21 protein-coding genes are annotated in these 22,205 nt (G+C 63.9%); 12 read left to right on the forward strand and 9 right to left on the reverse strand.

What is annotated here, in order from left to right:
• Positions 1-6: 6 nt before the first annotated feature.
• The gene (locus tag FJ543_RS20835; RefSeq protein ID WP_140876766.1) at positions 7-2,598 is read right to left on the reverse strand and encodes a GumC family protein; all 2,592 of its coding nucleotides are present in this window, start codon (positions 2,596-2,598) and stop codon (positions 7-9) included.
• Between the two features lie 199 nt (positions 2,599-2,797).
• Between FJ543_RS20835 and FJ543_RS20840 the strand changes: the two genes are divergently transcribed.
• Positions 2,798-4,093 carry a lipopolysaccharide biosynthesis protein gene (locus FJ543_RS20840; RefSeq protein WP_140876768.1) on the forward strand — a complete coding sequence of 432 codons (1,296 nt, stop codon included), beginning with the start codon at positions 2,798-2,800 and terminating at the stop codon, positions 4,091-4,093.
• A 6-nt stretch (positions 4,094-4,099) separates the two neighbouring features.
• Here the strand turns inward: FJ543_RS20840 and FJ543_RS20845 are convergent, their stop codons facing one another.
• The 3 genes from FJ543_RS20845 to FJ543_RS20855 are packed head-to-tail and all read right to left on the reverse strand — an operon-like array spanning position 4,100 to position 6,998.
• Positions 4,100-5,026, reverse strand: coding sequence for a DUF6492 family protein (locus FJ543_RS20845; RefSeq protein WP_140876770.1), 927 nt, complete (start codon positions 5,024-5,026; stop codon positions 4,100-4,102).
• Positions 5,023-5,829, reverse strand: a complete 807-nt coding sequence (locus tag FJ543_RS20850) for a WecB/TagA/CpsF family glycosyltransferase (protein ID WP_015316291.1) — start codon at positions 5,827-5,829, stop codon at positions 5,023-5,025. The genes FJ543_RS20845 and FJ543_RS20850 overlap by 4 nt, the downstream gene beginning before the upstream one ends.
• A complete protein-coding gene (locus FJ543_RS20855; RefSeq protein WP_140660783.1) occupies positions 5,826-6,998 on the reverse strand; it encodes a glycosyltransferase family 4 protein in 1,173 nt (390 codons plus the stop codon). Before FJ543_RS20855 ends, FJ543_RS20850 begins: the two co-directional genes overlap by 4 nt.
• A 171-nt stretch (positions 6,999-7,169) precedes the next feature.
• Here FJ543_RS20855 and FJ543_RS20860 point away from each other — a divergent pair, with 171 nt between their 5' ends.
• The 3 genes from FJ543_RS20860 to proC are packed head-to-tail and all read left to right on the forward strand — an operon-like array spanning position 7,170 to position 10,341.
• The gene (locus FJ543_RS20860; RefSeq protein WP_140660782.1) at positions 7,170-8,168 is read left to right on the forward strand and encodes a glycosyltransferase; all 999 of its coding nucleotides are present in this window, start codon (positions 7,170-7,172) and stop codon (positions 8,166-8,168) included.
• A complete protein-coding gene (locus FJ543_RS20865) occupies positions 8,137-9,465 on the forward strand; it encodes an O-antigen ligase (protein ID WP_140876772.1) in 1,329 nt (442 codons plus the stop codon). Before FJ543_RS20860 ends, FJ543_RS20865 begins: the two co-directional genes overlap by 32 nt.
• Positions 9,466-9,525: 60 nt before the next feature.
• Positions 9,526-10,341, forward strand: coding sequence for a pyrroline-5-carboxylate reductase (gene proC / locus FJ543_RS20870; RefSeq protein WP_140876774.1), 816 nt, complete (start codon positions 9,526-9,528; stop codon positions 10,339-10,341).
• Between the two features lie 10 nt (positions 10,342-10,351).
• On the opposite strand, the gene FJ543_RS20875 is transcribed toward proC, so the two are convergent.
• From FJ543_RS20875 to FJ543_RS20885, 3 genes are read right to left on the reverse strand one after another with little or no spacing between them, the layout of a single operon-like run.
• Positions 10,352-10,744, reverse strand: coding sequence for a type II toxin-antitoxin system VapC family toxin (locus FJ543_RS20875; protein WP_140660779.1), 393 nt, complete (start codon positions 10,742-10,744; stop codon positions 10,352-10,354).
• Positions 10,744-10,986 carry a type II toxin-antitoxin system VapB family antitoxin gene (locus FJ543_RS20880; protein ID WP_015316285.1) on the reverse strand — a complete coding sequence of 81 codons (243 nt, stop codon included), beginning with the start codon at positions 10,984-10,986 and terminating at the stop codon, positions 10,744-10,746. The genes FJ543_RS20875 and FJ543_RS20880 overlap by 1 nt, the downstream gene beginning before the upstream one ends.
• A gap of 45 nt (positions 10,987-11,031) precedes the next feature.
• Positions 11,032-12,366, reverse strand: a complete 1,335-nt coding sequence (locus FJ543_RS20885; RefSeq protein WP_015316284.1) for an NAD(P)H-dependent oxidoreductase — start codon at positions 12,364-12,366, stop codon at positions 11,032-11,034.
• A 338-nt stretch (positions 12,367-12,704) separates the two neighbouring features.
• Between FJ543_RS20885 and FJ543_RS20890 the strand changes: the two genes are divergently transcribed.
• The 3 genes from FJ543_RS20890 to FJ543_RS20900 all read left to right on the forward strand — a co-directional run bounded on the left by FJ543_RS20890 (position 12,705) and on the right by FJ543_RS20900 (position 14,951).
• Complete coding sequence (locus FJ543_RS20890) at positions 12,705-14,111, forward strand: PTS transporter subunit IIC (protein ID WP_140876776.1); 1,407 nt, start codon at positions 12,705-12,707, stop codon at positions 14,109-14,111.
• Positions 14,112-14,182: 71 nt separating this feature from the next.
• On the forward strand, positions 14,183-14,647 hold the full coding sequence (locus FJ543_RS20895; RefSeq protein ID WP_140725834.1) for a PTS sugar transporter subunit IIA: 465 nt from the start codon (positions 14,183-14,185) through the stop codon (positions 14,645-14,647).
• A 16-nt stretch (positions 14,648-14,663) separates the two neighbouring features.
• Entirely contained in the window at positions 14,664-14,951 is a 288-nt protein-coding gene (locus tag FJ543_RS20900; RefSeq protein WP_015316281.1) for a PTS sugar transporter subunit IIB, read from the forward strand.
• A gap of 33 nt (positions 14,952-14,984) precedes the next feature.
• On the opposite strand, the gene FJ543_RS20905 is transcribed toward FJ543_RS20900, so the two are convergent.
• Together FJ543_RS20905 and FJ543_RS20910 are read right to left on the reverse strand one after the other, a co-directional pair.
• Positions 14,985-16,379, reverse strand: a complete 1,395-nt coding sequence (locus FJ543_RS20905) for a multicopper oxidase family protein (RefSeq protein WP_140876778.1) — start codon at positions 16,377-16,379, stop codon at positions 14,985-14,987.
• A gap of 172 nt (positions 16,380-16,551) precedes the next feature.
• A complete protein-coding gene (locus tag FJ543_RS20910) occupies positions 16,552-17,370 on the reverse strand; it encodes an alpha/beta hydrolase (protein WP_041163341.1) in 819 nt (272 codons plus the stop codon).
• A 190-nt stretch (positions 17,371-17,560) separates the two neighbouring features.
• On the opposite strand from FJ543_RS20910, the gene FJ543_RS20915 reads away from it, so the two are divergent.
• From FJ543_RS20915 to FJ543_RS20935, 5 genes are read left to right on the forward strand one after another with little or no spacing between them, the layout of a single operon-like run.
• Positions 17,561-18,814 carry an ABC transporter substrate-binding protein gene (locus FJ543_RS20915; protein ID WP_015316278.1) on the forward strand — a complete coding sequence of 418 codons (1,254 nt, stop codon included), beginning with the start codon at positions 17,561-17,563 and terminating at the stop codon, positions 18,812-18,814.
• A gap of 4 nt (positions 18,815-18,818) precedes the next feature.
• On the forward strand, positions 18,819-19,559 hold the full coding sequence (locus FJ543_RS20920) for an ATP-binding cassette domain-containing protein (protein ID WP_140614675.1): 741 nt from the start codon (positions 18,819-18,821) through the stop codon (positions 19,557-19,559).
• Complete coding sequence (locus FJ543_RS20925) at positions 19,556-20,269, forward strand: ABC transporter ATP-binding protein (RefSeq protein WP_140876780.1); 714 nt, start codon at positions 19,556-19,558, stop codon at positions 20,267-20,269. Before FJ543_RS20920 ends, FJ543_RS20925 begins: the two co-directional genes overlap by 4 nt.
• 9 nt (positions 20,270-20,278) lie before the next feature.
• Positions 20,279-21,154, forward strand: a complete 876-nt coding sequence (locus FJ543_RS20930) for a branched-chain amino acid ABC transporter permease (protein WP_140876782.1) — start codon at positions 20,279-20,281, stop codon at positions 21,152-21,154.
• Positions 21,151-22,185 (forward strand): branched-chain amino acid ABC transporter permease, encoded by a 1,035-nt coding sequence (locus tag FJ543_RS20935; RefSeq protein WP_140876784.1) that lies wholly within the window; start codon positions 21,151-21,153, stop codon positions 22,183-22,185. Before FJ543_RS20930 ends, FJ543_RS20935 begins: the two co-directional genes overlap by 4 nt.
• Positions 22,186-22,205: the final 20 nt, after the last annotated feature.

A 22,205-nucleotide genomic window follows, 5' to 3' on the forward strand; every position in this document is an offset into this window, starting at 1 on the left:
GATGGTTCAGAAGTAGCGGCGGCGGGTGCGGTTTTCCGTGAGTTCGCGGACCGCTTCGCGGAATTCACGCAGGCTGGCGCGAATCTCTTCGACCGATGCTTGTTCGCCACCCTCCTCGACCGGGGTCGGCCTCGCGGGCGGGGCGGCCGGTGGCTGCGCCGGAGGAGCGGGCGGCGGCGGATACGGCATCTGCGCCGCATAAGGTCCCGCTGAGCTTTGCGTGGAGGGATGGCCCGCTTGCGACCAGGGCTGCGCCTGGGGGTAGCCCAACGGCTGTGCATAGGGAGAGGACGGAAACGGGGGAGCCGGGTACGTTGCCTGTTGCGGCATTAGGGGCGAGCGCGAAGGCAAGGTCATCCGCTGCCCATACCCCGCATCGGGGCCCGGCTGGAAGGGTGACTGCGAATAATCCAGGCCGGCCGCCTGCCGAGGCCCGAAACCGGACTCCGGATGGCCAGGAAATAGCGGAGCGTTGACAGGCCGTCCGTTGTCGGCGAAGGCGGGCAGGCCGAACCCGCTGGAGATGTCGTCGTCGGCTTCGGCGGACGGCTTGCGGGACATGGCCTTGCGCATTCTCGACATAAGTGCGCCGATCCTCCCGGAGCTTTCGGCGGGAGCGGCCTCGGTCCGCGTGACCGGCGGCGGTGGTGCGGGCGGCGGCGGCACAGGCGCTGCCGCCATCGGTGGCTCTGGCGAAGGCTCCGCCCGGAATGCCTGCTCCTCGCGAGGCGCTCTCTGGTCAGCCAACTTGCGTTCGTCCACCTTGCGCTCGCGGCGTGAGCGCGCGCTTGCCGTCTCGCGCAGGCTGTCATAGGTGCCACGCAGAGCGCCGAGGCCAACACCGGCAGCAAGGCCAAGCAGCAGGCCGGCCAGCGCCACCAAGGCCCGTGAGGGTCCATTTGGCTCGAGTGGAGCCTGGGCGGGAGTGATCACATTGATGTTGGTCGTGTTGATGCCCGTCTGTTCACCAGTCTCCTTGGCGCGCAAGAGATATTGTTCGTAGACGGAACGCTTGGCGGTGGCCTCACGCTCCAGTTCCCGCAGGGCAACCAGGTCGCTGTTGACGTCGCCGCTTTGGACCTTTGCCTGGGCCAGCCGGGAAGCGAGGTCCTGTTCGAGCTGAACCGCGCGCTTCAAGTCGACCTGCAGCGAAGAGGCGATGCGGCGCAGTTCAGCCGCGATGCGCTCGCGCGCGCCGGCGATCTGGGCGTCGAGGGCCTGGAGTTCTGGATGACGCGGTCCCAGCCGGACCGCGGCACGATCGGCCTCCTGCTTCAGCGTTGCATATTGCGAGCGCAGATCGCTCATGGCGTTGGAGTTGATCTCTTCCGGCAACGTGCCGGTCAGAACGGAATTGACATCCAGCGAACGCGCCGACGCTGCCCGGGCATTGAGTTCCAGCGTGCGGGCGCGGGCGACCGAGAGCTGCTCGTTGAGCTTCAGCATTTGATCGTCGCTGATCAGATGGCCTTGCGCGTCGACCAGGCCATGCGTGGCCCTGAAATCCTCGACCTTGCGCTCGGCCGCCTCGACCCCCTTGCGCAGATCATCGAGCTTGGACGTCAATTCGTTCGTCGCGCGTCCGGCCATGTCGGACTGGTATTTGGCGGCTTCCTGCTGGAAGACGGTCCTCGTCGTATTGGCAATGAGCGCCGACTTGTCGCCGTTCTGGGTCACGGCGCTGACGGAAATGACAAAAGTCTTGCCGCTGCGTTCGACCGACAGGCTCTTGGCCAGATTGCCGACAGCCAGAGCCTGGCGGCGAACCTCATCGACGCCGCCCGGCCCATCGTTGCGCGACACGATCGAGCGGATGAGCGACATGACGCCGAGGCCGCCGGAGCCCTGGCCATTGAATTCCGGATCGTTGACGAGGTTGAGATTCTTGACGACCTGATCGAGAACGGTGCCCGAGGTGAGCATCTTGATCCGGGTTTCGACGACGGCCAGCGCGGCATCGGGCTGGCCTACCGGTTGGGTGAGATCGCGGTCGGAGAGCTTCAGGTCGCCCGGCTCGATGATCAGTTCGGTCGTGGCTTCGTATTTCTTCGGCATCGACAAGGCGATGGCAACGCCAAGTCCAGCGCCCAGTATCGTGGTCGCAACGATCAGCAGCTTCGACCTGGCAACGCCGCGAACGACCAGCATCGGATCGATCAGCGGCTTCCACTGCTGACTGTCCGCCCCGCCATTGGAGGACGGGTCGGCTCTGCCCGCAGCGCGGGACCCGATTGCATCGTGGGCGCCACCCGTGCCCGAAGGTTCCTCGGGGGCGGGCCTTGCTTGCGGCATGTCGGGTGGCAAATCGCCGGTGCCGGTTTCCCCCCGCGAACGCCAGGCGCCCTCGGATACAAACGGCTGCTCCTCGTCCAGGCGAGACCGTTCGGCGTTATCGGCTGCCGACCGAGGCGGGCTCGCCTTCGTCTCGCGACGGGAACGAGCTAGGCGATGGCGCGTGGCGGCATCCTCGCGCCATGAGGGGTCCGCGCGGTCTCCTATCGACACCAGCGAAGCATCGTCCTCGCCACGCACGGCTTCGCCAAGCGCCAGCAAGGAGCGCTCGCGCTTCCAGTCTTCACGGTTTTCCCTGTCGACCATGTCGTGGAGCTTTACTCTTGGCCGCTTGGCAGCGGCGGTCGGCCATTCGTTAAGTCACGCTAAACAGGCATAGGAAACAAAAAGTTAATTTTCGAAAGAGGCGGCAAGAATTCACGCCATGGTTGCAACAATTTTCAACACTACTGAAAGCTTCAGAACGGCGCGTTAAACTTTCCAGCCTATGCATTTTCCTCGACGTATGACTGAGGCCAGCGACATACCGCAAAGGCGGACCTTCGCGCAGATCGGCACCTTGATGGCCGAACGGCGGGGGCTGGTGCGCGACTATTTTTCGGCGATCAGCGGCGCCGGCGGGCGACTGGTGTTTTCACTCGCCTATTTCATCGCGCTCGCCAATACGCTGTCGATCGCAGAGTTCGGCATGTTCGCCACCGCCTCGGCGGCCGGCGTCATGCTGTCGAGGCTTCTCGCCTTCGGTTTCATTTCGGCACTCTACCGCACCGCCACCATCCGCCCCAATCTGATCGGCACGTTCACAGCGGGTTTCCTGCTGCTCGGCGCCGTCTCGCTGCCGCTTTTGGTCCTGGCCTCGTTCGGCGTCTACCTGATCTTCTTTGCCGGCACTGTGCCGCTGTCGGTATTCACGGCCATCGTTTTTGCCGAGGCACTGCTGTGGCGGCCGGTGGAAGTGGCGCTGATCGTCAACAACGGGCTGGGCAAATTCGGCCGTGCAGCCGTGCTGGCGATCCTGGCCACCGCACTGCGGGCGCTTGGCGCGGTGTTGTTCATGGTCTCGCCACAGCATGGCATTTGGATGTGGTCGTGGTTCTACATAGGGGCCAACGCCGCCTCGCTGCTTTTGGCTTTCGGCTGGTTCTATCCACGCCAGCGGCTGCGGCTGCGCATCGAACTCTATCTGCGGCGGCTCGCCGATTCCATCTATGTGGCCGGCGCCGAGGTGTTGTTCTACCTGCAATCGGAATTCGACAAGCTGCTGGTGCTGGCGATCGGCGGCCCGCATTTGGCCGGCATCTATGCCATCATCATGCGGCTCGTCGACCTGACGGCGATCCCCATCCGTACCTTCTCCATGATGCTCGTGCAGCGCATGATGCGCGCGCCGGAGCTGCTGTCGCGCCTTGCGATAAAGAGCGGCATTGAGGGCGGCGTGTTCCTCGTTTCAACGCTGGCGCTGGCAGCGCTTGGCATCGTGCTGCATTTCTTTCCCAACGCGCTCGGCAGGAATGTTTCCGAGGCCGCCCCCCTGGTGGCGCTGGCGATCTGCGTGCCTGGACTGCGCAATCTGGTCGAATACCAGGCCGAGCTTCTTTTCGCGCGCGGCCAGACGCTGGTGCGAGCGCTCAATCTCGGCCTGCTCGCCGCCCTCAAGGCGCTGCTGCTGATCTATGTGCTGACCACCATTTCCGAAACATCTGATCTGGTGCTGTCGCTCAACATCGTCTTCCTGCTGCTCTACCTCGCGTCCATGCTGCTGACCTATTCGGCGCTGCGCAGACCGGCCAAGGCAATCTAGGACAAATCAGCGATCAAGCCCGATCAGGCGTCGGATCCGGCCTATATCGGTGCCGATAAAGGACTGCATGCCGATTGCCACCTGCTCTGGCGCCATGCTGGCAACGAAGCGGCGGAACTCGTCGTCCGACAGCGCCTCGCCCGTCCAGTGGACGCGGCAGAATTCTTCCGAACCGTGGAAGTGGCCGGCTCCGTCCAGCAGATCGTCGACATAGCGTCCGTAGATCATGCATTCGGAGAATTTGCGCGCCGAGCCGATGACCTCGACCCAGTCGCGGCCATGGACCTTTTCGATCCGGCCGCACATGGCAAGCACCGTGTCGCGGCGCCAGGCGATCAGCGTCGAGATATAATCATGGACCGATCTCCGGGACGAATCGATGCCAAGTGCCGTTCCGGCATTGCGCGACCACAAGCGATGCTCGTCATGGCCGTCATCGGCGAGCACACCATCCCGGCGGAACAAACGCGCCTTGCCATCTCGCCAAAAGGCACCGCAATCGAAGGCCTTCAGGAAAGCGACGTCGGAATCGCAGAAGATCAGCACATCTTCCCCCGCGTGCGCCGATATGGCGATACGGCGCAGCTGCTGCACGTGCCAGCCACGCAGCGGCTGGGTTTTCAGGCTGAGCCAGACGCGGCGGCGAAACAGGCTGAGCGGATCGTCGAAGGCGCGCAGCCAGCGCGGCAGGAGATCCCGCTCATCGACGACCGAACGGCGGCTGGTCTGCAACTGACGGAAAAGCGCAAGGTCGCGATGTTCGACCAGAATGTAGTGGTGCGCGGCACCCGAGACATGCCGGTCAAGCGTTTCGCACAGCAGTCGGCAGCGTTCGAAATCCGGGGCGTAGCTTGCCGTCACAACCGCTGCCGTCGGCGTCTTCGGCAACAGGCGTGGGCCGGCCAGCGGGTCTGGGACGAACCGCTTGTTCAACGAAACTCTCCGGGAGCATCTGCGACGGCCTCGGCGCCGCGCGCCCATTTCTGCTTGACGACCCGCCACAGGAACAGGGGGTTGCCGACCACGTAGCGGCGCCAGAGCCGGCCCGGCTCGACCGCCAGACGGAACAGCCATTCCAGCCGCAGGCGGCGCATCCACAGCGGTGCGCGCGGCACCGAGCCGCTCAGGAAATCGAGCAACGCGCCGACCGCGATCGGCAGCGTGCAATGGCGTTCGTCGATGTGGCGTTCAATCCACAATTCCTGGCGCGGCACGCCCATCGCGACCAGCAGCATATCAGGCCGTAGCTTTGCGATGCGGTCGATGATCTCCGGCTCCTGCGCGGGGGAGAAATAACCGTCGTGAATGACCACGAAGTTGTGCTGCACGGCAAGCGCCGCCAGCTTCACGGACGCCGCCTCGGCGTTGACACGGGTTGCTCCGAGCAGCCCCACCGTCAGCGGCCTCTTGGAAGCCTGCAGGAAGGCCGGCACGAAATCGGTGCCGTTGAGATTGTCGGGAAACGGCGCGCCGTAGAGAAGCTTCGCGGCGAGATCGACGCCAATGCCGTCCGGCAGGATGAGGAAATCGTCGAGCGCCTCGGCGAACACCGGGTCGGTGTGGGCGATATTGGCATTGTGGGCGTTGAGGAAACTGACCTTGGTGAAGCGCCGCTCGGCGATCAATCGGTTCAGCAAGGCAATCGCATCGTCCCAGCGGATCGCCAGCACCGGGATGCCGAGGATTGCCTTCAGGCTGTCAAAGCCGAACGCGGCGCGGGCGGCGTGCATGTTCATGCAAACACCTCCTCCCGCACGGCGCCGATTTTTTCGAGACCGACACGAACCGCGGCGTCGAGCGCCTTGACCTGCCGGCGATGGAAGGTGCTGCCATCGACATCGTGAATGTCGGCCGCGGCTGCCTCCAGGGCCCGGGCGAAGCCGGCCGGATCGTCGGTGACGACGCAATTGTCGGGGCGATGGTCGATGCCGCGCAGCGACCGGCTGGTGGCGACCGAGGGCAGGCCAAGCTCGAAGGTCTCGATGGTCTTCAGCTGTACGCCGCTGCCCGCGGTGCTGATCAGCGGGATGACGGCCGCGCCGCGCACGAAAGCCCTGGCATCTGCGACACGGCCGACAAACTCGACGCCCGGATGCGCGGAGGTGACGCCGGAAGGCATGTGACCCGCTATGCGGATGCGGAAACCAGGCCGCAGATGCGGCACCACCTTGCCCAAGAACCAGTCGAGGCCGATGCGGTTCGGCTGCCAGGTCCAGGTGCCGATCAGGGCCGCGTCACAGTCGATCGCGCGCCGGCCGTTCCAGACTGGCGCCGTGGCGCCGGTCACCAGCGGCAGCACCACCGAACGATCATCCGAGGCGACGCCAAGTGCCCCGCGATCCTCCTCGGCCAACGTGAAGACAAAACGCGCGCGGCGGCAGAGGCGCTCTTCGACCAGTTTGAGCAGCCTTGCCTCGCGCCGAAACAGCAGGCGCTGGAAAATGCCGGCGGCGGCAACGGCGTTCTCCCGCGCCGAGAGATGCTCGACATTGTGGGCGACGAAAATCGAAGGCCGGTCTTCGAAGACCCGTTCGAAAGCACCGGCGAACTGCACGGAATTCAGCACATAGCCATCGAACGGACCGGCTCGTTCGAGGGCGGCCTGAACATCGTGGCTGGACACCGCACGCAACTTGACCGACGCGAAGGTCAGGCCTGAAAACATCGCCTTGCCGACCCAGACAAGCTTTTGCAGCGGCGAAGCACTTTCGGTGCGCACGTCGACCGCCCCCAGCACCACGGTATTTTCGGGATCGGCCGCGGCTTTCCCGGGCCAGGTGAAGCCGATGACCGTGACGCGCGCGCCGGCGCGCCGCAGGGCGGCGATAATCGCGGCGTTGGCTATCTCGTAGCCCGAGGCGAGAGCACCGTCGGGCACGATCGATGTGGCGAACAGCAGATGCATCTTACCTATCCTGTGGTGTAGCCGGTAGCAAAGCGCGGTGAACCCTTGATTAAACGAGCACGATCAACGCCCCAAAACCCATGTCTGGCGGGCCTCTCCGTGCAAGGTGATTAACGAAACCTTATCATCGTGGTGCTACCAGAACGCGACTCACGACGCGGCTGGACACGGATGATCCCTTTGCCATTGGACGGTTCGGTATCGATCGCGGGACGATCTCGCCTGCTCGACGTGGAGGCCGTCGAAGCGATCGTCACCTTGCCGACGTTCAAGCGGCCGCAGCAGGTGCTGGAGACACTGGCGTCGCTGCGCGCGCAGCAAACCGACAGGCGCTTTGCCGTCATCGTCATCGAGAACGAGGCCGAGGCGCGGGAGGGCGCCAAGGCGGTGCTGCCGCTGTTCGAGCGCGGCGAGATACCGGGCATGGTCATCATCGCGCATGAGCGCGGCAATTGCAGCGCCTACAATGCCGGCTGGCAGACGGCGATCCTGCAGTTCCCGAACTTCAAGCATCTTCTTGTCATCGACGATGACGAGACCGCCGATCCGCAATGGCTGGAGCGGATGTGCCACGCCGCCGAAACGCTCGCCGCCGACATCGTCGGCGGCCCGCAGGTGCCCGTTTTTGCCGATCCTGCCCATGCCAAATGGGCCGAGCATCCCGTCTTCGCACCCCCCTACCGGGAGACGGGACGGGTGCCCGCGCTCTATTCGTCCGGCAATCTTCTGGTCGGGCGCAACGTGCTGACCGCGATGGGGCCGCCCTTCCTCGATCTCAGATTCAATTTCATGGGCGGCGGCGATTCCGACTTTCTCAGCCGGTCGGCGCAACGCGGCTTCGTGCTGGGCTGGTGCGCCGAAGCCAAGGTGCGGGAGACCGTTCCGGCCCGGCGCGTCGAGACCGACTGGATCCGCGCCCGCAGCCTACGCAACGGTGTCATCTCGACACTGGTGGAAAAGAAGAGGCGCGCCGGCATGCCGTTCGCCGGCGCCAAGGTATTCGCCAGGAGCCTGGCGCTGCTTGCCGCCTCGCCGGTTCGCGGCATCATGCGGCTGGCGCGCACGGGATCCCCGGCGGCCGCCATCTACCCCGTCCATGTGGCGCTGGGCCGCGTGCTGGCCGAATTCGGATATGCCAATGAGCAATACCGCCAGCCTGAGAAGAACTGAGCGCGCGCCGCTCAGCGCCGCGTTCACGCGCGGTGGCGTGGCGACCGCGATCGCCGCGCTGCTGTTCACCGTCATCATGGTGTCCTTCCGCCCGTTCCAGCCGGCCGGCGCCGAACTCACCGGCGAAGGGGGCGACATCGTCAATCAGCTCGGCTTCGGCTCGCTCGGCGGGATTTCGATCTTCGCGCTGATGGCCTTCGCCGATCCGCGCGTCGTGCGCTCGCTGCTCAGCCCATCCTGGATACTGATGCTGGGCTTCTTCTTCCTGTCGGTGGTGCTGGCGACCGATCCGCCCTCGGCAATGCGCGCGGCGTCCTTCACCATGATCGGCATCCTGACGATGGCGACGATTCTGGCGCTACCCCGCGACGCGGAGTCCTTCTCCAGGGTCATCATCTTCACCGCGGTCGTGGTCATGGGCCTGTCCTATCTCGGCCTGATCGTCTTTCCGCACGAGGCGATGCACACGGCTGACTCGCAGGAGCCTGAACATGCCGGCCTGTGGCGCGGGGTGTTCACCCACAAGAACATCGCCGGCCCGATCATGGCCTGCTTCAGCTTCGCCGGGCTTTATCTCTACCGACGCGGCCAGCGCTGGTGGGGCGCGGGTATCTTCTGCGCGGCGATGATCTTCATGCTGCACACCGGCTCCAAGACCACCGCCGGGCTGGTGCCGTTCTCGATCCTGATCGTGATGTTTCCGAGTCTGATGGGCATGCGGCTCGGTACGCCGATCCTGTTCATGCTGGCGATCATCGCCACGGCGGTCGGCACGCTGGGCATCGTCTTCCTGCCGCCGGTGAAGCATCTGGCGGCCATCTACTTTCCCGACCTCACCTATACCGGCCGGACGACACTGTGGGAGTTCGCCGGCTCGATGCTGGCGAAGAAGCCGTGGACCGGCTACGGTTATGAGAGCTTCTGGGGCACGCCGCTGCTGCTCAACCAGGACCAACCCTTCGATCGCCCGTGGGACATCAGGACCATCGTGCACGGCCATGACGGCTATCTCGACATCGCGGTGCTGATGGGCATCCCTGCCCTTTGCGTGGCGGTCTACACCTTCCTCATCGCACCATTGCGCGACTATATGCGCATTCCGCCGCTCAAGGAGAACATCTATCTCGGCGATTTCTTCATGATGGTGGTGCTGTTCACCGCACTCAACGCCTTTCTCGAGAGCTTCTTCTTCCATCGCGGTGATCCGGTCTGGCTGTTCTTCGTGCTCGGCGTGCTGGGCCTCAGGCAAGTGTCGTTGCGGCCGATCGCGGTGCGCACGCCTGTTCAGCGGTCCTGAGAGGGCTTCCCCACCGACCCGCGAGCGTCTATGTCATGGCCTTTCCTCGGAGGGCTCTCGATGACGATCAGGCTTGTTCTCGCCGGTTGCGGCAATATGGGTTACGCCATGCTCTCGGGCTGGCTGAAGTCCGGCAAGCTTGCACCCTCGGCGGTTTTCGTGGTCGAGCCCAATGCCGAGCTGCGCGATCGCGCAGTGGCGCTTGGCTGCGGCTCGGCAGCGGATGCCGGGGCCATTCCGGCGGATGCCGTGCCCGATCTGGTCGTCATCGCGGTGAAACCTCAGGTGATCCGCGACGTCACCGCCGCGTACAAGCGCTTCGGCGATGGACGCACCACTTTCGTCAGCATTGCCGCCGGCACGCCGTCCGCCACCTTCGAGGGCATCCTCGGCAACCGCGCCCCCGTTGTGCGGTGCATGCCCAACACGCCGGCGGCCATCGGCAAGGGCATGATGGTGGTGTTTTCCAATCCCCTGGTTTCCGCCGACGCCAAGCGCTTCGTCGCCGACCTTCTGTCGGCCAGCGGCGAAGTGGCCACTGTCGACGACGAGGGCCTTATGGATGCGGTGACCGCCGTGTCCGGATCGGGTCCGGCCTATATCTTCCATTTTATCGAAGCGCTGACGGTGGCCGCAGAGAAGGCCGGCCTGCCGGCGGCGACCGCCAGGCTGCTCGCCATGCAGACCGTCTACGGCGCGGCATCGCTCGCCGCCGAAAGCCGCGAGGACCCGGCCGTGCTGCGCAAGCAGGTGACCAGCCCCAACGGCACGACGGCGGCGGCGCTTGGCGTGCTGATGGGCGATGACCGGTTGACCAATCTCCTTACGCAAGCGGTGGAAGCGGCGCGGCTGCGGTCGATCGAACTAGGGAAATAGAGCAGACTCCCTAGGCCAGATCGGTATGCGAGAAGTCGTTGCCTTTGTAGAGCAGAGCAGAGCCGCGGCCCTTTGCGCAAGCGTAGGACAGGCAATCGGCCAGGTTGAGTTGGGCGGGATGCCCGCGTCCTTTTCCATAGTCTGAAAAAGCTTGGACCGCGAGCTTGGCGTCGCCGGCGTCGATGGGAACGATTTCGATTTCGGCCTCGCGCAGAAAAGCCTCTATCGCCACTTCAGCGACGAGCGGCTCGACGGCCAGCATAGTTGAAAGCCGCATAGCCGCTTCGAGCACCACCAGCGCGGAAGTAATCCTGCGAGGTGCTACCGCGATGCGGTTGCTCCACTCGCCAGCATCTTCTTCTCCCGAAAGAATTGCGACGACCACCGAGGTGTCGACAAACATCAGGAGTGGCCCCACATCTCATCGATCTCATCCTTGTGTACGGGCCGGCCGCCCTGGCCAGCTCTGGCTTTGAGTTCATCGGCGATGGCAGCCAGCCGCTGCGCCAACGGAGCGCGTCCACTTTCCCGTTTCAGTTCGGACTCAAGAGCTTCGATCACCGCCTCGGTCATCGAAATCTTGCGTTTGGCGGCGAGCCGCTGTGCCAGTTCACGTGCACGCGGGTCCCTGATCTGGAGGTTCATTGGTCGATCCTCGGCGTCATCTGCCATTACAATATAGCGCATCTGTCATGACAGCGCCACAACGGGCTTGTTTCCGTACAGCATCTCGTCCTGCAGGCGGCGCAGCGCGAACAGACTGGTCGTCCGGTCTGGCGCTGCATTGTCGGTGGTCAGCAGTGCACCTTTCCTGACCGGCTTCAGCACCTTGCCGCCCTCAAGCAGGCCGACCGGCACGGCGCGCTGGGAACGCGCGTCGCCGACGGTCATGGTCCAGGAGCGATAGCAGGTCTCGCCGATCGCATCGAAGGTCTCGCCGGCGGCGAGATCGCGCTTGGCGACGGCGCAGACCTCGGCAACCGGCCGCGGCAGCGGCACCATGTCGGGCTTGCCGAACAGCACGATGCGAGCGGCCGTCAGCGGCACTTCCAGTGAGGTCAGATGGTAGGGCCGGAACAGGCTGTAATAGGGACCGCGGCCGATATGCAGGTCGTCCATGCGTTCGATGATGCGCGGATGCGTCGCCTCGACGATGACGAAGACACCGGGCGCCACACCCTTGCCGATGGTGTAGTCGACGACGCCTTTTTTCAGCAGGAGGCCACCATCCTCGCGCGGGATCAGCACCTTGACGAGGTCATCGCGGTCAGCCTTGGGACCATGCATGCCGGGCACGTCGGGCACCAGCCCGGTGGCATTGGCGATGGCGCACATCTCGACCATGGTCTTGGAACCGTCGACGAACTCGACCAGCATGCGCGGGTTCATGTTGCGGCGGGTCGCTTCCTCGCGATAGTCGTCGGGCACCGCGTTGTGATTGAGCGGGTTGTTCTTGCCCTTGCCGGCCGAGACGATGGTAAGGCCGAGTGCGGACGCGAACTCGATCAGTTCCATGCAGCTCGACGGCTCGTCGCCGGCGCCGACCGAATAAACCACGCCAAGCCGGTCGGCCTGCTGCTTGAGGTAACAGCCGATGGTGACGTCGGCCTCGACATTCATCATCACCAGGTGCTTGCCGTGCTCCATCGCCATCAGGTCGAAATCGGCGGCGACGCCCGGCTTGCCGGTGGCGTCGATGACGACATCGATCAGTGGGTTGGTGACCAGCATCTCGTTCGAGGTGATGGCTATTTTTCCAACCTCGATCGCCGCGGTGACTTTCGACGCGGTGTCGGCTTCGACCGCCATCGCCTCGTCACCGTAGGCGATGCGGATGGCGTCACGCGCGGTGTGCGGGCGCCGGGTCGAGACGGCGCAAACCGCAATGCCGGGCATCAGCATGCCTTGCGTGACGAGGTCAGTGCCCATTTCGCCGGAGCCGATGATGCCGATGCGCACCGGGCGGCCCTCGGCGGCACGTCTGGCGAGATCGCGGGCAAGCCCGGTCAAGGCGACATTGGTCATGCGGGATGTCCACAGCTTCTTGGTCTGGACGCGAATTAGCAGGGACCATTCCCCTGTGCCAACAAAACCGCTCGCGACCGGCGATTTCCAACGAAAATGACCCGTGACAAGCGTCGTCGCCTTGGCTGATTGGCCCAAAGGCTTGCCAATTGACATTGTTGCGAACAGTCTCAATAAAACATTCGTTTGCCAACAAAGGCAAATGTTCATCGAGACAACCGCTCGGAGGGGCACTCGTCTCGCGGCATCTGGGGAGTGCCTTTGCGCTAAGGTGGCGGCAGAGGCTGAGAGAAAGGAGCACCGCGAAGCTTTAGGCTCGGGGCTCCAGGGGAGGAAGAATGGATACTCTACTCGCTGGCCTCAAGGGGGCCATCGACACGCTCGGCGCGACAATCCTGCTGCCGATCGTCATTTTCATCATTGCCGTGGTTTTGGGCGCCAAGGTCAGCAAGGCCTTTCGCGCCGCCGTCACCATCGGGGTCGCCTTCATCGGTATCAACCTTGTGCTTGGCCTGATGTTCACGTCGATCGGCGACGTCGCCAAGGCCATCGTCACCAACACCGGCATTCATCGCGACATTATCGACGTCGGCTGGCCCTCGGCGGCCGCCATCGCCTTTGGCTCCTCGGTCGGGCTTTGGGTCATCCCGGTCGGCATCCTGGTCAACATCGTGCTGTTGCTGACGCGCATGACGCGCACGCTCAATGTCGACGTCTGGAATTTCTGGCATTTCGCCTTCGTCGGCTCGCTCGTCGTCGCCGCCACCGACAATCTGGCCTACGGCATTGCCATCGCGGCCCTGGTTGCGGCGCTGTCGCTGCTGTTCGCCGATTGGTCGGCGCGCGCGGTGCAGCAATTCTACGGCGTTCCCGGCATTTCGGTGCCGCATCTCGCCTCGGCGCAAATCCTGCCGATCGCCATCATCCTGAACTGGATCATGGACCGCATTCCCGGCATCAACCGCATCAACATCAACACCGAAACCATCGAGCGCCGCTTCGGCGTGTTCGGCGAACCGGTCGTGCTCGGCCTGATCATCGGCCTCGTGCTCGGCGCCATCGCCTTCTACAATGCCGGCGATCCCGGCACGGTGCTGGCCAAGGTGCTGGGCACTGGCATGACACTTGCCGCGGTTATGCTGCTGCTGCCGCGCATGGTGAAGATCCTGATGGAGGGCCTGATCCCGGTTTCCGACGCGGCGCAGGAGTTCGTGCGCAATCGCACCGGCGATCGCGAGCTTCTCGTCGGCCTCGATTCGGCGATCCTGATCGGCCATCCCGCCGCGATCTCGTCGTCGCTGATCCTGGTGCCGATCGCGATCATCCTGTCGGTGATCCTGCCGGGCAACCGCGTCATCCTGTTCGCCGATCTGGCGGTCATCCCGTTCATCGTCGCCATGACCGCGCCGCTGGTCAAAGGCAATGTGTTCCGCATGGTGGTGATCGGCACGGTGACCTTGGCGATCGGCTTCTATGTCGCCAACGCCCTGGCGCCGCTGTTCACCAGTGCGGCCGTCGCGTCGGGCTTCAAACTGCCGGCGGATGCTTTGCAGATCACCTCGGTGGTCGACGGCTTCCTGTGGGTACCCTATGTGATCATCGAGGCGATCCAGGGACTTGGGCTGATCGGCATCATCGTGATCGCCGTGGTCATAGCGGCGCTGTTCGTGCTCTATCGCCGCAATCCGCTCGGCTGGGAACGGGCGGCGGGCGCCGAGGACGAGCCGGCCGAAGGCACGGCCTGAACGCAAGCGTGCCTTCATCTGAAACGATCGTGCGCCTTCGCCGGGCGCTCGATTTATCGACGGAGCAAGACATGTCCGACGCCCTCATGCAGCTTCTGGATCCCGAAGCGATCGTGCTCGGGTCGGACGCGTCGACCAATGAGGAGATCATCCGCGTCCTGGCGGGACGGCTCGAGGCCCTTGGCTATGTCAAGAGCTCCTATGCCGACGCGGTCGTGCGCCGCGAAATGACCATCCCGACAGGATTGCCGCTGGAACGCGCCGACAATGTCGCGGTGCCCCACACCGATCCCGAGCATGTGCTGAAGCCCGGCATCGCAATGGGCACGCTGAGAAAGCCGGTGATCTTCGCCAACATGGAAGACCCCGACGAGAAGCTGCCGGTGGGTTTCGTCTTCCTGCTTGCGATCAATGACAAGGACAAGCAGATTGAAGCGCTGCAGTCCGTCATGGCAACGATCCAGAATCCAGATGCATTGGACGGCTTGAGGTCGGCCAGGACGCTTGACGACGTGCGCACCGTGCTCGGCTGCTAATCAAGGGAAAGCAAAGATGGCCAGACAGAAGACAATTCTCTTTGCCTGCGGCACCGGCATCGCCACCTCGACGGCGGTCAACGTCGCCGTCACCGAGGCGATGAAGATGCGCGGCCTTACCTTCAACGCCCAGCAGGCCAAGGCAACCGAAGTGCCGGGGCTCGCCGACAGCGTCGACTTCATCGTCGCCACCACGCCGATCTCGGCTTCGGTGACCAAGCCGGTCATCAAGGGCCTCGCCTTCCTCACCGGCATCGGCAAGGATAAGGTGCTCGATGAGATCGAGGCGCAACTGCGCAAGTAGGTCGCGGACAATGCTGCCTTCGGTGGGCCCGGCTCAGACCACTCTGACGTAACTCGTCATGCCCGATTTCTGGTGCTCGATGATGTGGCAATGCAGCAGCCAGTCGCCGGGATTGTCGGCGACGAAGCCGAGGCTCACCTTCTCATTGGGCTGGATGAGATAGGTGTCCGAAATCAACGGCTGCACCGGCCGCGTCGAGGATGACAAAACCTTGAAGCTCATGCCGTGCAAATGCATCGGATGCGATTGCGGCGTCAGGTTCTCCATGTCGATGACATAGCTCCTGCCGAGCTTCAATTCGGCCAGCGGCGCGGTTGGATCGGGCGTATCGCCCGGCCACGGCACCTTGTTGATCGCCCAGAAACTGTAGCCGAGCGAACCGCAGATGCTGTCGCTCGGGACGTTCTCCGCCGTGGCGCTGAGCGACAGGGAGATATGCTGGGCCGAGCCGAGATCCACTTCCGCCACCGGATTCACTTCCAGCGGCGCAACGTCGCGAACGTCCCGCTTGAGCGAGTTGCCCGTCGCGCGCAGCGTCGCCAGCACCTTGGGCTTGGTGCCCCTGACGTCCCGCAGGCTGACGATCGCGCCCTCATCGTCGGGCATGCGGATGGCGAGTTCCATGCGCTGCCCCGGTCCAAGCAGCAAGGCATCGGGCGCAAAGCGCTCCGGCACCGGATTGCCGTCCAGCGCCATCACGATCGCTTCGGCGCCGTCGACGCGAAAGGCCTGGATGCGGGTGACATCGGTAATGGCGACGCGCAGCCGCACCAGCCCGCCGGCAGGCGCGTCGTATTGCGGCTGATCGAGCCAGTTGGCCGTACGCACCGTGCCGTAGGTGCCGGTTCTCGCCGCATCGCGCGGCCGGAACTGGTCGATGAACTGGCCGTCGTCGCCAAGGCGCCAGTCGCGCAGGTTGAGGACAAACTCGGCGTCGAATTTCGGATCGTTCGGGTTTTCAACCACGATCACGCCGGTCAGGCCGTGCCCCATCTGCTCCAGCGTGTTGCAGTGCGGGTGATACCAGAAGGTGCCGGCATCGGGCGGCGTGAAGGCATAGTCGAAATGATCGCCGGTGTAGACGTAAGGCTGCACCAGGAAGGGCACGCCATCCATCTTGTTCGGCAGGCGAATACCGTGCCAGTGGATGGTCGTCGGATCGTCGATGGCATTGTCGAGGCGCGCGGCAAAGGGTTCGCCTTTTTTCATCCTGAGCACCGGCGGCATTCCCGCTTTGCCGTAAGTCAGCACATTGTTGGTCTGGCCGACATCCATCAGCTTCGCCTGGATTTTCGCCGTCCGCAGCACCACCGGCTCAGGCGCGGACGCCGCCCAGCCGCCAATCCTGCCCATGGCGGCAAGCCCGAGCCCGCTCGCACCGGCAACGGCCGCAGTTTTCAGCAGTCCGCGGCGTGTAAATACGGTCATGTCGCACTCCAACGGAAAAGCTGACTGCTCTTCGCAACTTTGCCGTCATAGCCGGACACGCATGCCTTGCCAACGGCCCGGTCGCGGCCGCCCTCCTCCTGTCAGTGCAATGAGGCCAGCAGGGCTGGACACATTCCGGTCGATGGCGGCTGGTCGGTGCCTTGCGGCGAGTCTATGCCTGATCCACGCTTTCCAGGAAGCGGGCGAAGATCGGGTTGAAGCGGCCGGGAGAATCCCAGAACGGCGCATGGCCCGATTTGTCGAGCAGATGCGCCTTGCCTTCCCACAGGTTGGAGAACTTGACCGCTGAGACAAAATCGGTGTTCACGAAAGGCTCGTCGATGCCATTGAGAACGGCGATCGGAGGCGTCTTGCCGGCGACGATCTCGCGCTGGTTGCGGCCTGTGCCGGCGGCGAATTTCTCGAACATCAGGCGCCGCGCCCGCCCGTCGGTGCGCGCCACCGTGTCGAGGAGGAACGGTTCGAACGGTTCCCCGCAAGTGCTGCGTGCATAGGCCTCGACATCAGCGGCGGTGAAGGCCTCTTGCCCGGCAAGGTGCATATGCGGACTCGACTTGAAGCCGTTGCCGACCTCCTCGGGCGCTACCGGCGGAGTGCCCGATATCATCAGGCCAAGCAGGCCAGGATAACGGTCGATCATCTCCAGCCCGATATGACCGCCGAGCGACCAGCCGAAGACGATGCCCTTGTCGATACCGAGCAGGCCGAGCACTTCGGTCATCGCATCGGCATAGCCTTCCATACTGTAGGAGCGGTCCGGATCGATCGCATTGCCGGAAGCGCCGTGGCCCGGCAGATCGGGGGCGATCATGTGGTAGCGCTCGCCCAGCGGGCTCTCGAGCTGGTTGCGGAAAACGGCACCGGAAGACGAATTGCCATGAATCAGCAGGACGGCGGTGCCTTTGCCGCCGGTCTCGCGAACGGCGATCCTGCCGTGACTGGTTTCAAGGGTCTTCTGCGCGATCGTCATCTTTGGCTCCGTCTGGAATCGCTCTGTTTCGAAGCAGTTGCACAACAAAGCGCCGCCGCCTCCCCTAGCCCTGCCATAACATTTTCCCGGTCTCGTGCCGTTGAAAAATCCTTTTCAAATAACATCAATTGTGCGTAGATTGTCAATTATCCAACTCCCGATGAACGGGAGGAGAACAGGGAACGGCACGATGAAATCCAAATTCGCAGGCAACAGACTCCGCCATATGCTGATGACCACGGCCCTGATCGCGGCGTTTGCCACGGCAAGCGCCCCCGCTTTCGCCGATGTCGTCAAGATCGGCCTGCTGGCGCCGATCACGGGCCCTGCCGCGGCGGACGGCCAGGAATTCCAGCGCGGCGTGCAGATGGCAATCGATGAGGCGAATGCCGCCGGCGGCGTTGCCGGCAACACATTCGAACTGGTGGTCGGCGACGTCAAGGATCAGTCCGCCGGCAACGTCACCAGCGCGGTCGAGCGCCTGCTTGGCGATCCCGGCGTGCAATTCATGCTCACCGGCTACGCCAGCCTGACGAATTTCGAGATCGACAACATGGCCGAGGCCGAGATGCCCTACATGCTGGCGGCCACCTCGCAGCAGACCAGGGACATCATCGCGCCGAGTCCAGACAAGTACATGTGCTGTTGGTCGCTAACGCCGTCCTTCGACGCCTACAACACCGACGTCACCTTGTTCGTCGAGAAACTCGCGGCCGACGGCAAGATCACATTGCCGACCAAGAAAGTCGCCATCATCTCCTCCGACAACGCCTATTCGAAGACCATCTCGGAGGGCATGAAGAAGACTTTCAAGGAGAAGGGCTGGACTATCAGCGTCGATGAGATCGTGCCCTTCGGCGAAGTCACCGACTGGCGTTCGATCCTGGCCAAGGTGCGCGAGAATGTTCCCGATGTCGTCATCAACACCGATTATCTGCCGGGCAATTCGGCGTCTTTCCTGAACCAGTTCCTCGAACAGCCGACCAAGAGCCTTGTCTTCCTGCAATATGCGCCGAGTGTTCCGGAATTCGTCGAACTCACCGGCAAGAAGTCGAATGGCGTCATCTACAATCTTCTCGGCGGGGCGCTGACGACGCCGAAGAACCCGCGCGCCGACGAGGTGGCGGCCAAGTTCAAGGCCAAATATGGCGTCGAGAGCGGCACCTACGGCGTCGGCCTCTATGAAATGACCAACGTCTATTTCGACGCGGTCAAGAAGGTCGGCGGCGCATCCGACCACGCCGCGATCATGAAGGCGCTGTCGGAGACCGACAAGCAGGTCGCCGAAGGCCGGCTGAAATTCGATCCCGCCACGCATCTCGCCACGCAGGGCGACGACTATATCCCGATCACCTTCTTTCAGATCTGGGACGGCCAGCGCACGCTGATCTCGCCGGAGAAATACGCCACCGGTGCCTTCAAGCCGCAGCCCTGGATGCAGTGAGGGCATGGCCCTGCTTGAACTGGACGACGTATCGAAGGCCTTCGGTTCGCTGAAGGCCGTCGATGGCGTGTCGTTCAAGGTCGAGGCCGGCGAGATCTTTGGCATCGCCGGCCCGAACGGCAGCGGCAAGAGCACGCTGTTCAACATCATCACCGGCATCCCGTTCGGGCCGGACAGAGGCCACATCCGCTTTGACGGGACCGCGATCAACGGCAAGTCTGGACATGCCATAGCGCGCCTCGGCCTTGCCCGCACCTTTCAGCGCGAAACCAGCTTCGACGGCCTGACCGTATTCGAGAACGCGCTGATCGGCGCCAGCTACGGCAGAAAGGAGAAAGCTGCAGCGGCGGCCGCCCGCGAGGCGGCCGCAGAGGCACTGGAGTTTGTCGGCTTGGGTTCAGTGTCCTTCGGGCGGCTGGCCGGCGAGCTTTCCGTCTTCGAGCGCAAATGCCTGATGCTTGCCACCGCGATCGCCATGCAGCCACGTATGCTGTTGCTCGACGAACCGGCATCGAGCTTGACCAAGCCCGAGATCGAGACGTCGATCGGTTTGATCCGCCGCACCGCCGAACGCGGCATCACCATCCTCCTGATCGAGCATGTGCTGACCTTCCTGATGAGCCTGTCGCAGCATCTGCTGGTGCTTAACAATGGCCGCGTGCTCGCCGCTGGCGAGCCGGCAAGCGTGATCGCCGACCAGCGCGTCATCGAGGCCTATCTCGGAACCCGGAGGGCGGTGGCGTGACTCCCATCCTCACCGTCGAAGGCGTCACCGCCGGCTATGGCCGCGTCACCGTGCTGCACGACATTTCGCTGGAAGCTGGCCGCTTCGGCAATGTCGGCCTGTTCGGACCCAACGGCCATGGCAAGACGACCCTGTTGCGCACCGTCTCCGGCCTGCTGCGGCCGAAGAACGGCCGCATCCAGTTCGGCGGGCAAGACATAGCAGGCCTCAGCGCCCGCGCCATCGTCGGCGCCGGCCTGATCCACGTGCCGCAAGGCAACCGGCTGTTTCCCGACCTCTCCATCGCCGACTGCATGGCGCTCGGCGCCTATTCGCCGCGCGCCCGTCCGCATGAGGCGGAGAACCGCGAGAAGGTGATCAAACTGTTCCCGAAACTGGCGGAACGCTGGCGCCAGCGCGTGCGCACGCTGTCGGGCGGCGAGCGCCAGATGGTGTCGATCGGCACGGCGCTGATGAGCCATCCGCGCCTCCTGATCCTCGACGAGCCGACGCTTGGGCTGGCGCCCAAGATCAAGGACGAACTCTGCGCCTCCGTCATGGACATTTCGCGCGGCGGGGTGCCGCTGATCGTCGTCGAGCAGGATATCGAGTTCCTGCTGGAACTGACGCAGCAACTCTACCTCGTCAACCACGGCGCGGTGGCGACCGAGATCAAGCCGGGCGAGAGCCTCGACCACGGCGAGATCATGTCGATGTATTTTGGCCACTAGGAATCTGGTATGAGCGCATTGGCGGAAATCCTGTTCGGCGGCCTGTTCCAAGGTTCGCTTTACGCCATGATGGCGGTCGGGCTCGCTTTGGTCTGGACGACGATCGGCGTGTTCAACTTCAGCCATGGCGTGTTCATGATGCTGGGCGCCTATGTCGCCTGGCAATTGGTGGAACTCGGCCTGCCGGCGGGGGTGGCCTTTCCCATCGCCGTGGTCGTCATGGCCGGCGCCGGCTGGATCCTGCAGGCAAGCGTCGTGCGGCCGCTGATCGGCCGGCCCAACATCGTGCTGGTCGTCGTCATCACCACGCTTGCCGCCGGATCGCTGATCGAGAACGGAGCGCTCACCATCTGGGGGCCGCGCTCCAAGCAGGTCCCGGCGCTGGTCGACGGCAACGCCACCATCGCCGGCGTCGGCGTTTCGCTGCACCAGATCGTCATCATCGTCATCACGCCGCTGATCCTGGCGGCGTTGTGGATGTTCCTCAACCGTTCGCGTCTCGGGCTGGCATTGCGTGCGGTCGCGCAGAACGAGGACGCCAGCCATCTGGTCGGCCTGAATGTCACCGCGCTCTACGGGCTGGCCTTCGCCATCGCCGCTTCGCTGGCGGGGCTCGCCGGCATCTTCATGGGCGGCTATCGCTTCATGTCGCCCGTGATGGGCTCAGACCCACTGCTCAAGGCGCTGATCGTCGTCGTCTTCGGCGGCATATCGAGCATATCGGGACCGATCTTCGCCGCCTATCTGATCGGCTTTTTCGAGGCCGCCTGCAGCTATTATTTCGGGCTCTACTGGACGCCGGCATTGCTATTCGGCGTGCTGATCCTGACCCTGATGGTACGTCCCGAGGGCATTTTCGCCAGCCGCTCGCGAGGCCTCGCATGACCGACACGACCTCGCCGATCACCCAGATCCGCACAGCGGCGGCAACCCCGATCGCACCTGGCCGCACGCCGTGGAAGCACGAAGCCATCGGCTTCGTGCTCGGTTTCACCGTGCTGGCGCTGCTGCCGCTCGTCTTCGGCGACACCTATGCCCGCCACATCCTGATCATGGCCTTCATCTACGCCATCGTGGCGTCGAATTGGGATCTCAGCCTCGGCTATGGCGGCGTCTTCAATTTCGGTCATCTGGCGCTCTTCGGCATCGGCGTCTACGCCTACAGCCTGCTGACCAAGCTGGCCGGGCTCGATCCGTGGATTGCGCTGTTTGCCAGCGGCATCATCGCCACGCTTGCCGCGATCGTGGTGACCATCCCGATCCTGCGCCTGAAGGGCATCTATATCATCCTGGTCACCTTCGGCTTCGCGCAATTGGTCATGCAAGTGATCCTCAGCCAGTCCGACATCACCGGCGGCACGCAAGGGATCGTGCGTATCCCCGGCCTCTACTGGTTCGACCACAATATGGTCCGCGACGCCAAATTCGCCTATTTCTACATCGCGCTGGCGCTGCTGGTGGCGAGCACGCTGTTCCTGCGTGTGTTCGTGCGCTCGCGCGCCGGCGCCAGCATCGTGGCGCTGCGCGACAATGAGGAATACGCCGTCAGCCGCGGTGTCTCGATCGTGCACCAGCGCATGCTGACGCTTGCGGCAAGCGCCTTCTTCACCGGCATTGCCGGCGCCTTCTATGCCGCCTACCAGCGCAACGCCTCGATCGACGTGTTCGGCATGAGCCTGGCGACCATCATCCTGTCGATGGTGCTGCTGGGCGGCACCAGCACCATCTACGGCGCCATCGTCGCCTCTTTCGTGCTGACGGTCTTCGCCGAGTGGATGGCTGATTTCGGCGCATGGCGCCCGATGATCACGGCGGTTCTGATCATCGGCGTGATGCTGGCCTATCCCAGCGGACTGGCCGGCATGATCAAAGCGGCTTGGGGTGCCGTCGCCGGGCGGATCAACCGCCCGGCGTGACCGCCTGAAAAGCAAGCTTC

The organism is Mesorhizobium sp. B2-5-7 (genome assembly GCF_006440875.1).
Lineage (GTDB): Bacteria > Pseudomonadota > Alphaproteobacteria > Rhizobiales > Rhizobiaceae > Mesorhizobium > Mesorhizobium australicum.

Excerpts from the sequence above, each read along its gene's own strand:
- FJ543_RS20935 (WP_140876784.1), top strand. The coding sequence starts at position 21,151 with ATGACCGACACGACCTCGCCGATCACCCAGATCCGCACAGCGGCGGCA.
- FJ543_RS20910 (WP_041163341.1), bottom strand. The coding sequence starts at position 17,370 with ATGACGATCGCGCAGAAGACCCTTGAAACCAGTCACGGCAGGATCGCC.
- FJ543_RS20875 (WP_140660779.1), bottom strand. The coding sequence starts at position 10,744 with ATGTTTGTCGACACCTCGGTGGTCGTCGCAATTCTTTCGGGAGAAGAA.
- FJ543_RS20835 (WP_140876766.1), bottom strand. The coding sequence starts at position 2,598 with ATGGTCGACAGGGAAAACCGTGAAGACTGGAAGCGCGAGCGCTCCTTG.
- FJ543_RS20915 (WP_015316278.1), top strand. The coding sequence starts at position 17,561 with ATGAAATCCAAATTCGCAGGCAACAGACTCCGCCATATGCTGATGACC.
- FJ543_RS20855 (WP_140660783.1), bottom strand. The coding sequence starts at position 6,998 with ATGCATCTGCTGTTCGCCACATCGATCGTGCCCGACGGTGCTCTCGCC.
- FJ543_RS20905 (WP_140876778.1), bottom strand. The coding sequence starts at position 16,379 with ATGACCGTATTTACACGCCGCGGACTGCTGAAAACTGCGGCCGTTGCC.
- proC (WP_140876774.1), top strand. The coding sequence starts at position 9,526 with ATGACGATCAGGCTTGTTCTCGCCGGTTGCGGCAATATGGGTTACGCC.
- FJ543_RS20920 (WP_140614675.1), top strand. The coding sequence starts at position 18,819 with ATGGCCCTGCTTGAACTGGACGACGTATCGAAGGCCTTCGGTTCGCTG.
- FJ543_RS20850 (WP_015316291.1), bottom strand. The coding sequence starts at position 5,829 with ATGAACATGCACGCCGCCCGCGCCGCGTTCGGCTTTGACAGCCTGAAG.
- FJ543_RS20885 (WP_015316284.1), bottom strand. The coding sequence starts at position 12,366 with ATGACCAATGTCGCCTTGACCGGGCTTGCCCGCGATCTCGCCAGACGT.
- FJ543_RS20860 (WP_140660782.1), top strand. The coding sequence starts at position 7,170 with ATGATCCCTTTGCCATTGGACGGTTCGGTATCGATCGCGGGACGATCT.
- FJ543_RS20900 (WP_015316281.1), top strand. The coding sequence starts at position 14,664 with ATGGCCAGACAGAAGACAATTCTCTTTGCCTGCGGCACCGGCATCGCC.
- FJ543_RS20930 (WP_140876782.1), top strand. The coding sequence starts at position 20,279 with ATGAGCGCATTGGCGGAAATCCTGTTCGGCGGCCTGTTCCAAGGTTCG.
- FJ543_RS20895 (WP_140725834.1), top strand. The coding sequence starts at position 14,183 with ATGTCCGACGCCCTCATGCAGCTTCTGGATCCCGAAGCGATCGTGCTC.
- FJ543_RS20865 (WP_140876772.1), top strand. The coding sequence starts at position 8,137 with ATGAGCAATACCGCCAGCCTGAGAAGAACTGAGCGCGCGCCGCTCAGC.
- FJ543_RS20840 (WP_140876768.1), top strand. The coding sequence starts at position 2,798 with ATGACTGAGGCCAGCGACATACCGCAAAGGCGGACCTTCGCGCAGATC.
- FJ543_RS20890 (WP_140876776.1), top strand. The coding sequence starts at position 12,705 with ATGGATACTCTACTCGCTGGCCTCAAGGGGGCCATCGACACGCTCGGC.
- FJ543_RS20880 (WP_015316285.1), bottom strand. The coding sequence starts at position 10,986 with ATGAACCTCCAGATCAGGGACCCGCGTGCACGTGAACTGGCACAGCGG.